12 protein-coding genes are annotated in these 11,391 nt (G+C 27.5%); 7 read left to right on the top strand and 5 right to left on the bottom strand.

Annotation, left to right across the window (positions count from 1 at the left end; genetic code table 11):
* Together Q0842_RS14015 and Q0842_RS14010 are read left to right on the top strand one after the other, a co-directional pair.
* Window positions 1-878 (top strand): AMP-binding protein (locus Q0842_RS14015; RefSeq protein ID WP_298499416.1); only part of this gene is annotated, 878 nt, incomplete at its 5' end.
* 1 nt (window position 879) lies between these two features.
* A complete protein-coding gene (locus Q0842_RS14010; RefSeq protein ID WP_298499413.1) occupies window positions 880-1,125 on the top strand; it encodes an acyl carrier protein in 246 nt (81 codons plus the stop codon).
* A gap of 38 nt (window positions 1,126-1,163) precedes the next feature.
* Here Q0842_RS14010 and Q0842_RS14005 read toward each other — a convergent pair whose 3' ends face one another.
* From Q0842_RS14005 to Q0842_RS13985, 5 genes are all read right to left on the bottom strand, one after another.
* Window positions 1,164-1,946, bottom strand: coding sequence for a formyl transferase (locus Q0842_RS14005; RefSeq protein ID WP_298499408.1), 783 nt, complete (start codon window positions 1,944-1,946; stop codon window positions 1,164-1,166).
* Window positions 1,947-1,961: 15 nt separating this feature from the next.
* Complete coding sequence (locus Q0842_RS14000; protein ID WP_298499405.1) at window positions 1,962-3,197, bottom strand: GNAT family N-acetyltransferase; 1,236 nt, start codon at window positions 3,195-3,197, stop codon at window positions 1,962-1,964.
* A gap of 23 nt (window positions 3,198-3,220) precedes the next feature.
* Window positions 3,221-3,949: a class I SAM-dependent methyltransferase gene (locus tag Q0842_RS13995; RefSeq protein WP_298499403.1), complete on the bottom strand. Its 729-nt coding sequence runs from the start codon at window positions 3,947-3,949 to the stop codon at window positions 3,221-3,223.
* Window positions 3,950-3,991: 42 nt separating this feature from the next.
* The gene (locus Q0842_RS13990) at window positions 3,992-5,044 is read right to left on the bottom strand and encodes a peptidoglycan bridge formation glycyltransferase FemA/FemB family protein (protein WP_298499400.1); all 1,053 of its coding nucleotides are present in this window, start codon (window positions 5,042-5,044) and stop codon (window positions 3,992-3,994) included.
* A gap of 242 nt (window positions 5,045-5,286) precedes the next feature.
* Window positions 5,287-5,892, bottom strand: coding sequence for a sugar transferase (locus Q0842_RS13985; protein WP_298499397.1), 606 nt, complete (start codon window positions 5,890-5,892; stop codon window positions 5,287-5,289).
* Window positions 5,893-6,357: 465 nt separating this feature from the next.
* Here Q0842_RS13985 and Q0842_RS13980 point away from each other — a divergent pair, with 465 nt between their 5' ends.
* Genes Q0842_RS13980 through Q0842_RS13960 form a run of 5 tightly spaced genes read left to right on the top strand, consistent with a single transcriptional unit; the run spans window position 6,358 to window position 11,305 of the window.
* On the top strand, window positions 6,358-7,104 hold the full coding sequence (locus Q0842_RS13980) for an SDR family oxidoreductase (protein WP_298499394.1): 747 nt from the start codon (window positions 6,358-6,360) through the stop codon (window positions 7,102-7,104).
* 8 nt (window positions 7,105-7,112) lie between these two features.
* Window positions 7,113-7,925 (top strand): SMP-30/gluconolactonase/LRE family protein, encoded by an 813-nt coding sequence (locus Q0842_RS13975; RefSeq protein WP_298499391.1) that lies wholly within the window; start codon window positions 7,113-7,115, stop codon window positions 7,923-7,925.
* Between the two features lie 9 nt (window positions 7,926-7,934).
* Window positions 7,935-9,170 (top strand): glycosyltransferase family 2 protein, encoded by a 1,236-nt coding sequence (locus tag Q0842_RS13970; RefSeq protein ID WP_298499387.1) that lies wholly within the window; start codon window positions 7,935-7,937, stop codon window positions 9,168-9,170.
* Between the two features lie 46 nt (window positions 9,171-9,216).
* Complete coding sequence (locus Q0842_RS13965) at window positions 9,217-10,512, top strand: carbamoyl-phosphate-synthetase (RefSeq protein WP_298499384.1); 1,296 nt, start codon at window positions 9,217-9,219, stop codon at window positions 10,510-10,512.
* A gap of 22 nt (window positions 10,513-10,534) precedes the next feature.
* Window positions 10,535-11,305 carry an SDR family oxidoreductase gene (locus Q0842_RS13960; RefSeq protein WP_298499381.1) on the top strand — a complete coding sequence of 257 codons (771 nt, stop codon included), beginning with the start codon at window positions 10,535-10,537 and terminating at the stop codon, window positions 11,303-11,305.
* Window positions 11,306-11,391: the final 86 nt, after the last annotated feature.

Here is an 11,391-nt window from a genome sequence, read left to right as displayed (position 1 = left end):
CTTGTTTTTATACTGTTTCATCATATGTCATAAAATATTTGTCTGTCTTTAAACTTTTGCAAAAATATAAGTTAACTGTATTAAAAATGGTGCCTTCAATCATATATTATTTGAGGCCTTACTTTCCTGAAATTAATGCACCATCAGTTCGATATTCAATATTTGGAGGGGAAAAATTATATAAAGACGTTGTTTCTGAGTGGGCGAAATGTGTACCAAATAGTGTTATATTAAATCATTATGGCCCAACAGAATTTACAGTATGTAGTCATTATTACAAGATTGGTGAGGGTGTAAAATCTGATAATGGGGTTGTTTCAATTGGTAAGTCATTTAAAAATGTAACTTGTTTAATAATTGATAGTGAGGGCAAAGTTCTTACAAATAATATTGCAGGCGAGTTGTGTCTTTCTGGAGAGCAGTTAACATCTGGTTACTGGAAAAATAAAGAATTAAATGACGCTTCATTTTTTACACATAAAACAGCTGCGGGTGAGTTTAAACGATTTTATAAAACTGGCGATTTGTGTTTTAAAGATAAGGATGGATTTTATATGTATGTTGGAAGAAAAGATTTTCAAGTAAAAATTGGTGGTTATCGTGTTGAGTTAGGTGAGGTTGAGTACCATGTTAGAAATCATATAGATACGAAATTTAAAAACAGTATTGTTTTAGATGTTAAAAACACAAAGAATAATAATGAACTTGTATTGGTTGTAGAAAGTTTTAAATTTGACACAAGGAATTTAATGGATTATTTACAACTGAAACTTGCAGATTATATGGTTCCAAAAAAAGTCTTTTTTTTAGATAATTTTCCTCATAATACAAACGGAAAAATTGATAGAAATAAATTACGAAATTTGATAAATATTTAAAATGAACAAAGAAGAAATTTTAACTATCATAAGAAAATCATTCATTAGAGTACTTGAACATGATAATTTTCAGCTAAACGAAACAACTACGGCTAAAGATGTAGATGGTTGGGAGTCTATTACACATTTACTTATTATGAATGATATTGAAAAATCCTTTGATATTAAATTTAAATTAATGGATTTAATGGCTATGGAAAATATAGGCGATTTAATTAATACTGTGAAAAAGGAAATTAAAGAATAGGAATTAAAATTTGCTAAAGTTTCTATTTAAGCAAAAATTTATTTTATTCCTTTAAACCACCTGCCATATAAATAAAACCATAAAGTAGGGTGGTAGTATAGTTTATTATCAATTTGCTCTTTAGTGTTCGCAATACTTTTAATATTGTTTAATTGTATATCTCGAATAGATTTTTTTAATAACGGTAACGCTTTTGCAAGTTGCAAGAATGTATAAGTCATAAAATTATCTTTTGGAGTAATGCTATCTGTTATAGTATCTTGGTATAAAATATTACCTGTATCAATGCCCTCGTCTACTAAATGTACAGTAACTCCGCAGTTTTCTTCATCTTTATTTATTAAAGCCCAATAAGCACCGTGTAAGCCTCTGTACAAAGGTGTAATGCCTGCGTGAACATTTATAAATTTTGCATTAACACACTCTAATGTTTTTTTTGACAAAATTCTAGTTGTAACAATTACAACAATATCGGGATTTAATTTATTTAAAAGTTTACGGCCTTCGTCAGAATTGATAGATGAAACTTTAGTTGTTTTTTCTAATTCAAATTCAGCTTCCTTGATATGGTGCTTATTGAAAATTTCTTTAAATCGCTTTTTTGAAGTCGCATTTATATATGAAACAGCAATAACTCTAAATAATAACTGACCAATAACATGAATGAATCCAAGTCTTTTAATTCTACGTTTTATTAAAGTAGAAGTACTTTCTCCATTATCAATAATAATATTTTCGATATTAAATTCCGATTGTAAATTGTGGTACACCATTTTAGGATAGTTCCAGTCTCCTACAATCATTATAATTTTTTTACCCATATAGTATAAAGTTTGTTATGGTTTTGCGACTTTTAGTTGCAGAATAAGTGTATCGCTTTCTAAAATATAAGTATGCTGCATATCATTTACTTTGTATAATTCAATATCCTTATAAGTTTTAGTTACGAGATACAAAAAGTCATTAATGTGTCTTTTTAAAAATTCATATTCTGAATCATTTTTAATATCTAATTTGCTTAAAATTAAGTTAGATGGAAGATTGCTAAGTTCGGTTATTTCAGCATCAAAACTTAGTTTAGATGGAGTATTGTTTTTTAAACGATAGGTGAATTCATGAAATTTTGAATTAAAACCTTTATTTCTTAAATAAGTTTTAAATTCTAAAAATGTATGGTATGAATGTGCTTTAATTTTAGAGAAAATTGAGGATTTATCATAGATGATATGATATTCAAAATGATATTCACTTGTACACATCCTTTTTTTATAATCGAAATATCCTTTAGAAAAATCTAGAATTTTAATATTGTTTTCAAAACACCAATTTATAAGTTTTAAATTATTTACATAACCAATATTAAACTTAGAATAATCAATATCAAATACAGTAATGGCATCAATAAGAGAATCCTCTGTATGGTAGTTGTAAGTAATTGCGATAGGAGTGTTGTTGTCATATATAACAAATAGTGATGCTTTTTTTTCTAAAATTAAAGGGTAAGCCACGTCTGTGTAGAAATTCCACTCAGAAGTTTGCATATTGTTATAAGTAATTTGCTTTTCAGAATATCTTTTTTCTAGCAATCTCATAAAATGTTTAAAAAGCGCATCGTATTCTTGTTTGTCAATAGCTCCAAAAAACATTTTTGAGCTAATATTAAAACAAGTGTTTAATCTATTTGTGTATTTACGCATTTTCATGCGTGTATTTTTACTAAAAGTTTTAAGAAGGTATTCTTCAACAGAATTGAAATGATCTATGTTTATTAAAAATCCAGGGTATTGATTGGATTTAAGTATTCCAATTTTATTATTAGTAGTGTTTGTGTTATTAATTCCAGTAATTACATCATAAACAATTAGTGTTTTATTTTTGTAGTCTTTAAAATCACGTATAATATAACTATTACCTTTTGTTAAGTTTTTACCAATATTGAAGTAAAAAAGATTAAAGTTACTTTTATAAAAGTTTACGCCTTCAATAAAACTAAAGGATTCAATAGCTTTGCTTGGTATAAAAGCTTTTTTCCAAGTTTTTTGAAAAGTATCAGATGAAAATGGATTAGCCATTATTTGGTTAAGGTTAAATAATATTAGATTCTTTTTTTACAAGCTATATGTAAATGACCAGCTTTATCTTTAGAGTTTAATCGGCTTTTAGCTTCTAATACAGTAAAACCACAGTTGTTTAAAATTTCCAATATAATTTCTTCTTTAAACCATGTGTTTTGAGGTTGATTTTTATTTAAAAACCTCCAGTTTATATTTCCATTAATATTTAGCCATGGTAGTTTGTATTTGTCAATCTTTTCTCCTCTTACGAATCTAAAAAAATTCACCAATTTACTAAGAATTGGGTTGTAAAATTTTGATTCCCAATTTAAAAATGAAAAAAGATAGATACTATTCTGTTTTCCTATTCTATGGGCTTCATCAAGAGCTTTTGGTAAATTATCAATATCTATAAAACATAAAACCTGCTGTAAATATAATAGATATTCAAATTTATTATCGCCATAATCAATTAGATTAGTTGCATCGGCTGTTTTAAAATTAATTGATGAGTTTGATTTTTTTTTCTTTTCATTACAAAAATGTATCATTTTCTCAACATAATCAAAAGCTTCTAGATTTGTAAATCCAAGTTTTTCAATTTCAAATATTATTCTGCCACCACCAGTTCCAGCTTCAATAATATTGCTGTTTTTGTTGTTTAAGTATTTATTTATAAAATATTCTTCTATTGATAATAAATCTTTTTTTTCAGACCAAACTTTAAATAATTCCTTTGAATAGAGTTCTTTATTTAAGTTTTTGTCCATTATTCTTTTGTTAAAAATTTATTTCTATAAAATTCAATAAAATTATTCCCATTCTTTTAATCGGTACAAAGGGAAAAATGAAGAGCTTTTGTAGTTGATTTTATTTTTTCTACAGATTTCTTTGTAAGCTTTTAAATTAGTAATAAGTTTCCATACAAAAAACGGATGGTATTCATCTGAAAATGATGATTTAAATCGAAATAAAGAATCATTTTCATTTGCACCTAAACCGCCACCAAGATTAAAGTTTTTATATCCTTCTTCACTTGCTTTTAATCTCATATGGTCTATGATTAATTTAGTTGCGTTTAAGTGTAAAAAAGCCTCGTCGGTACCAGAAAGATGATACTGTATCATTTTATTTGTTTTAATAAACATAGCGCCTGCTATTGCTTTTCCTGTTTCATTATCAAAGGCAAGTAGTACTTCTGTTTTAAAATCTTTGGATGTGTTTAATTTTTCAAAATAATCATCGCTAAAAAAATATTGCTTTTTAGCTTTTAAACGTTTCATGTTATCGCTATATAGAATTTTGAATTTCTCGAAATCTTCGTTGGTTTCTGCTGTTTTTATAGTTAAAAGTCTGCTAGCCTTATTAATATGTGTTTTTATTCTTTTTTGGTATTTTTGCTTTTGTTCTTCTAATGAATCTGTTAAATTAATATTAACTATTTTTCCTAAATATGATAACTCGCCAAAGTATGAAGATTCTCCTAAATTAGTAAAGAGTATATTTTGGAATTCTAAATAGGGGTTTAACCTCACAAAAACACTAATAATATTTTTTTCTACAAAAAAATCAAGTAAATACTTTTCAAAATTTGAAGTGTCAAAATTAATGGGTGTTTTACTACAAATTGGTCCTGAGTATCCGTAAACTGAAATAGCATCATAATAAGACGTGCCATTTATTTTTCTTATTAATATAGGTAGCCCAATAAATATATTATTATTAGTATATTTAATTAATACAGCTTCATCTGATTTTGACTTGGTAATTTGATGATAGTCATATGTGTGATAAAAATCATAATCATCTACACTTTTTAAAAAATCATTCCATTCTTTTTTTTCTTTTATAAATTCTATTTTCACTAATTTTTTTGCTATTAATTGTTAATTTTTCATTACAAAAGTAATATGAAGCCGTTTTGCAAATTATAATGCGTTAGCTTTTATTACTTGGATATATCTAATTTTAGGGAAAATTTGGATTTATTTTTATGTTATATTAAATTAAATGACGGTTTTTTTTGTAAAATATGATTCGTTTTAATTTCAACTTTTTAATAATATATATTACAACTTTCATACCAATTTAAACATCATGAATGGTTTTATTTGTTACCTAAAAAAGGAGCCATATTTAGAGTTTCACTAGCATTAACATCTTTTCTTAGTAATACTTTTTTAATTGTAAGGATAATAATTTTTAAGTCTGTTATAAAAGAGATGTTTTTAACATACCAAACATCCATCTTAAATTTTTCGTCCCATGAAACAGAGTTACGACCATTAACCTGAGCCCAACCAGAAATACCAGGTTTTACATTATGTCTTTGTTTTTGAAAATCGTTGTATAATGGTAGGTAACGAACCTCTAAAGGTCTTGGACCAATTAAACTCATATCACCTTTTAAAACATTGATAAGTTGAGGTAGCTCATCAAGAGATAATTTTCTTATAAAATCTCCTGTTTTTGTAACTCTAAGATTGTGAGGTAAAAGTTCTCCTTTATCGTCAGTTTTGTCATTCATAGATTTGAATTTTATAACCTTAAATATTACACCGTTTTTGCCAGGTCTTGGATGCAGAAAAAATGGATTACCATTAAAACTAATAAATAAAATAAGTATTAAAAGTAATATAATTGGTAATAAAATGATTAAACCAATTAAAGATGCAACTATGTCTAATAATCTCTTAATATAATTTTTGTACATACTATTTTTATATAATTAAAGCACAAATTTACATTTTTAAGATTGTAAACCTTAATTTTTTCGTTTAAAAGCTAAAACCTCTTTTTTGACCAGTAATTATATAAAGTAATGGCTATAATATTCATTATGATTTGTATTATTATTTCACAAATTTATATGAGATTTAGTGAAATTTTATTTTTTTGATATTACAATTACAGATTTATAAATTTTATATTTTAAACATTAATACAATAGGTTTATTTTTTTATATTTGAACATAGATTTTTTATAAATAAATCTAATGATTATAGTTTATAATTAATTGCAACCCTAAGCTTAAAAACATAATTCTCCTTTAAAAATAACTGTTGTCCATTTAAACGAATTTAATTTCTTTATATAGATAAAAATATTCAATCTAGATTTAATTAAATTAGATTTGGACGTTGTCATAAACTATTAACATTATAAATTGAAATATATATGAAAACAGTAATGATTTTGGGTGGAACTAAGGGTGTTGGAAACGAAATACTTAAATCCTGTTTAAAAAAAGGTTATAATGTGTCTTTTTGTGGACGAAAACTTGAAGAAGGTAATGAAATTATTAATTCTTTAGATGCTTCTGATAGGCTTTATTTTCATGAAGTTGACTTAAATACTATTAATGAAATAGAAAATTTTTTCAACGAAACAATTAAAAGATTTAATAGTATAGATGCATTAGTGTTATATTCTGGAGTAACTCCAGTAGCATCTATAATAGATACAGAAGAAGATGTTTTTGATAGCGTTTTTAATATCAACCTTAAATCTCAATATTTCTTAATAAAGCATGTGTTAAAATCTATGATGGAATTCAAAACAGGCTCCATTATTTTCTTTGGCTCTGCCCACATGGATTACGGAATGAAAAATAGAGCAGCATATGCGCTTACCAAGAGTACACTTTACACATTGTCAACTCATATTGCTCATCATTATGCTCAACATGGAGTTCGATCGAATTATGTAGTAATGGGTTGGACAAATACTGAAGGAGAATTAGAATTAAGAGACTCTGAGGGTATGACAGAAGAGGAACTAAAAAATAAAGCTGCAAAAATCCTCCCAATGGGACGTATGTGTAATCGTTTTGATCCTGTACCTGCTGTAATGCATTTTATTTCAGATGAATCTGCTATGACAACTGGTTCTTTAGTTAGAGTAACTGCCGGCCAATATATATAACTATTTTTATGACTCCATCTTTAGTTTTTCATTCTAATTCAAAACTTCTAGAAGGTCCTGTTTTTGACATTGAAAATAACTACCTTTATTTTGTATCCATTTTAGAATGTTTGGTGTATTGCTATAATCCTAAAACTAAAGAAATTTTAAGTTTAAAACTAGATTCTCCTGTAAGTTGTGTTTTCTTATTAGAACGAAAAAAAATTATTGTTTCTTCTAAAAATGGATTTTTTGAAGTTGACTTTAATACATTAAAAAAGACATTTGTTTTTCAAATTGATATTAATGATTCTGTAAGATATAATGATGGCATAAAAGATTCTAATGGCAGGATTATTATTGGTACAATGGGGTTTCCTGAAGTTAAAGAAAATTTAGGTGAGGTTTACTCATATTACAAAGGAAAATATAAGACTATTATTAAAGATACTACCATTTCCAATGGCTTGGCCTTTTCTAAAGATGGTAAGTTTCTATACTTTATTGATACACCAACAAAAAAAGTAGCAAAATATTCTTATGACATAAACACAGGTGATGTTGCATTTAAATCAAATGTAATAGAATTCAAAGGTGCAGCAAGTCCTGATGGCATGTGTATAGACCAAGATGGAATGCTTTGGATTGCCGAGTGGGGAGGAAGTTGTATATCTAAATGGAATCCAATAAATGGTGAAAAGATAGAAGAAATAAAATTACCTTGTAAAAACGTTACTTCATGTTGTTTTGATAATTATTCTAACTTATATATCACAACAGCCAAAGATGACTCTGAAGATGATGTATATGGAGGCGGGTTGTTTTATGTTGAATTAAATTAAATTAAATTTATGAATACAATTGATATTAGTGTAATTGTTCCAATTTATCGAATTGAAAAGTATTTGCCAGAATGTATTGAAAGTATTTTAAATCAATCATTTTTCAACTTTGAACTAATTTTAGTTGATGATGGTAGTCCCGATAATTGCCCAGAAATTTGTGATGAATATTCAAAAAAAGATTCTAGAATAAAAGTTATTCATAAACAAAATGGAGGATTATTAAGTGCTCGAAAAGCTGGTTTAGAAAAAGCGGAGGGTAAATATATATCATATGTTGATGGTGATGATTGGGTTGATAAATTCTATCTAGATACTTTGTTTAAGCTTGCCGAGGCTAATGATGCCGATCTAGTTACAACAGGTCATTTTAGAGAGTTTGATGGTAAAATAGAAACTATTAAACCAGCAACTGCGGGTATATATAATGAGAAAGAAGTAAAAAACACAATCTTACCAAATGCCATATATAATGGTGAATTTTGTAAACATGGCGTTTCTACATACGTATGGAATAAGCTTTTTAAAAGAGAATTGCTTAATAATATATTGTTTGATGTACCAAACGAAATTATTATGGGTGAAGATGCTGCAATAACATATTCTTATCTGGCTATTGCTAAAAGTTTTGTGGTAAGTAGAATCCCGCTTTATTACTATAGGCAAAGACATGACTCAATAGTTAAATCTATTGAAAACCCTAAAACAGAATATTATAGATTAGGATTATTAATGAGCTTTTTAAAGTCTAAACTAAGTAGTGTTTTAGATGAACAAAATTTAAACAAACAGATTAAGTATTACTTGTATTCACAAATTTTGATAAGATCTGGAGGTTTAATATTAGATAATTTTGGTAAAGTTTTCTTTAATCCATTTTTAAAGGTAAAAGAAAATTCTAAAGTTGTTGTATATAGTTCTGGCTCCTATGGCCAGCATATTTTGTCTACAAATGTTAAAGCTAATTTCTTTAAAATAATACAATGGATAGATGTTGACTATCATGACTTACAAATAGGAGAGAATTCAGTTAACGCTATTGGTTCTATTAATAATTCAGAATTTGATTATTTAATTATAGCAACAATAAATCCATATACTCATAATGCAATTAAAACAGAATTGTCACTTATGGGTATAGATGAAAATAAAATTGTAAAGATTAACACAAACGAAGACGACATTACAAACCTATTAACCCATTTAGGCTTTAATGAAGATTTTAAATATGTTGAAACTAACTAAATAAATCATAGGTAATTAATAAAAATATCATTTAATATAATTAAAAATGAATAAAAAACTTATCATATTAGGCGGAAACCCAGAAACTGCTGTATTGGTAGATATTGCCAATTCTATGGGTGTTTATACTATAGTAATTGATCCAAATCCTGATGCACCAGCAAAAAAAAATGCAGATGAAACATTCGATATTGATGGATTTGATATTGATGGAATAGTTGCAGTAGCTAAAGAAAAAAATGTTGATGGTGTATTAGTAGGTGTAGCAGATATTTTAGTGAAACCATACCGAGAAATCTGTGAAAGATTAGGTTTACCATGTTATGCAAACGAAAAAACCATTGAGGCATTTTGTAGTAAAGATGGATATAAAAGATACTGTAAAGAGTATCACGTTCAAGATATTCCAGGAATTTATCTAAACAATGATTCTGAAGTTAAAACTCCAGATAATATTAGTTTACCATTAATGGTAAAACCTGTAGATAGTGGCGGTGGCGTAGGTATGAAAATTTGTAGAGATGAAGAAGATTATAAATCAACTGTAAAAAATGTATTAAAATACTCTAAGAAAGGAGTGGTTTTGGTTGAGAAATATATGGATTCAAATTGCGATGACATGGCTGTATACTACACTTTTAAAGACGGCGTGCCATACCTTTCTGCTACTTATGATAGATATTTAACAAGACTACAAGGAAACTCTAGTCCAATTGCTATAGGTACAGTTTATCCTTCAAAATACTCAGATGTTTTTGTGAAAGATGTTCATCCTAAATTATCTGAAATGTTTAAAGGTTTAGACATTAAAACAGGTGTACTTAATGTGCAGTTTTTTGTAGAAGATAATGTGTTTTATAGTTATGACCCAGGTTTTAGATTACAAGGTGAAGCACCGCATATTCATTTAGCTCATATTAATGGTTTTGATCACAGAAAAATGTTGATAAACTTTGCTTTAACAGGTGTTTTTGGTGAAGATGATTTTTCTGAAAGAAATGATTATATGATGAAAGGCCAAGCTGCTTGTTCAATTTGGGTACTTCTTAAAAGTGGAAAAATTGAATCTGTTGAAGGATTAGAGGAGATGAAAGCACATAAAAATGTCCATTTTGTTGTAGAACGTTTTAAACAAGGCGATACTGTTGATGAAGCATTTTTAGGAACAGAAAGACAGGTATTATATAGAATATATACTGCAGGTGATTCAATTTTTGAGATAAATCAAACAATTGAAGATATTAAAAACATGCTAAAAGTAAAAGATCCAAATGGAGAAGATATGGTTATTGAATGGTTGAAACCATGGAATACAGACGATTATATTTTTGATAAGAAATAGATTTAACCCAAAAAAAATGAAAATGCAAAATATTTTAGAACAATTTAAATTAACAGGAAAAAAAGCAATTGTTGTTGGAGGAGCAGGTGATCTTGGTATAGCAATGGTTGAAGCAATTTCTGAAGCAGGTGCGCAAACAGTAGTTATTGATTTTGATGATCGTGTATTTGATTTGTGTAAAGACCTTAAAAATAAAGGACTTAACGTAAGCCCTTTAAAAGCAGATGTAAGTAAGATTGAACAAATTAAAGAATCTTACAAAGCGGCTCTAGAAATTTTAGGAGGTACAATAGATATATTAATAAATTCTGCAGGAATTCAAAGACGCTACCCAAGTGAAGATTTTCCAGAAGAAGAGTGGAGCAAGGTAATTGCTATTAATTTAGATGCCACTTTTTATTACTGTAAATATGCTGGAAATACCATGATAGAAAATGGCGGTGGTAAAATAATTAATATAGCTTCTTTAATGAGCTTTTTAGGTGGTATTACTATCCCAGCCTATGCAGCTTCAAAAGGAGGTGTTGGGCAATTAACTAAAGCTTTATCTAACGATTGGGCTGCCAAAGGTATTTGTGTAAATGGTATTGCACCTGGTTATATGGATACTCAATTAAATACCGCTTTAATAAATGACAAAAAAAGAACTGAAGAAGTATTTATGCGAGTACCAATGAAACGATGGGGTAATGGAGACGATTTAAAAGGTTTAACAGTATTTTTAGCATCACCAGCAAGTGACTATATAACAGGAACAATTATTCCAGTTGATGGTGGGTATTTAGGTCGTTAATTGTTCTATTTAACAGACAGAATACAATATATCTATTAAAACAAAAAATTAATGCGTATTTCCCTTTTGCAAATAAAACTATATTA

It is taken from the genome of uncultured Algibacter sp., assembly GCF_947495675.1.
Lineage (GTDB): Bacteria > Bacteroidota > Bacteroidia > Flavobacteriales > Flavobacteriaceae > Algibacter_B.
This window is presented reverse-complemented; position numbering and strand designations above follow the sequence as displayed.

What these genes read in the sequence shown, in the direction of transcription:
- Q0842_RS13965 (WP_298499384.1), top strand. Translation starts at nt 9,217, where the DNA reads ATGAATAAAAAACTTATCATATTAGGCGGAAACCCAGAAACTGCTGTA.
- Q0842_RS13970 (WP_298499387.1), top strand. Translation starts at nt 7,935, where the DNA reads ATGAATACAATTGATATTAGTGTAATTGTTCCAATTTATCGAATTGAA.
- Q0842_RS14005 (WP_298499408.1), bottom strand. Translation starts at nt 1,946, where the DNA reads ATGGGTAAAAAAATTATAATGATTGTAGGAGACTGGAACTATCCTAAA.
- Q0842_RS14000 (WP_298499405.1), bottom strand. Translation starts at nt 3,197, where the DNA reads ATGGCTAATCCATTTTCATCTGATACTTTTCAAAAAACTTGGAAAAAA.
- Q0842_RS13985 (WP_298499397.1), bottom strand. Translation starts at nt 5,892, where the DNA reads ATGTACAAAAATTATATTAAGAGATTATTAGACATAGTTGCATCTTTA.
- Q0842_RS13960 (WP_298499381.1), top strand. Translation starts at nt 10,535, where the DNA reads ATGCAAAATATTTTAGAACAATTTAAATTAACAGGAAAAAAAGCAATT.
- Q0842_RS14010 (WP_298499413.1), top strand. Translation starts at nt 880, where the DNA reads ATGAACAAAGAAGAAATTTTAACTATCATAAGAAAATCATTCATTAGA.
- Q0842_RS13995 (WP_298499403.1), bottom strand. Translation starts at nt 3,949, where the DNA reads ATGGACAAAAACTTAAATAAAGAACTCTATTCAAAGGAATTATTTAAA.
- Q0842_RS13980 (WP_298499394.1), top strand. Translation starts at nt 6,358, where the DNA reads ATGAAAACAGTAATGATTTTGGGTGGAACTAAGGGTGTTGGAAACGAA.
- Q0842_RS13975 (WP_298499391.1), top strand. Translation starts at nt 7,113, where the DNA reads ATGACTCCATCTTTAGTTTTTCATTCTAATTCAAAACTTCTAGAAGGT.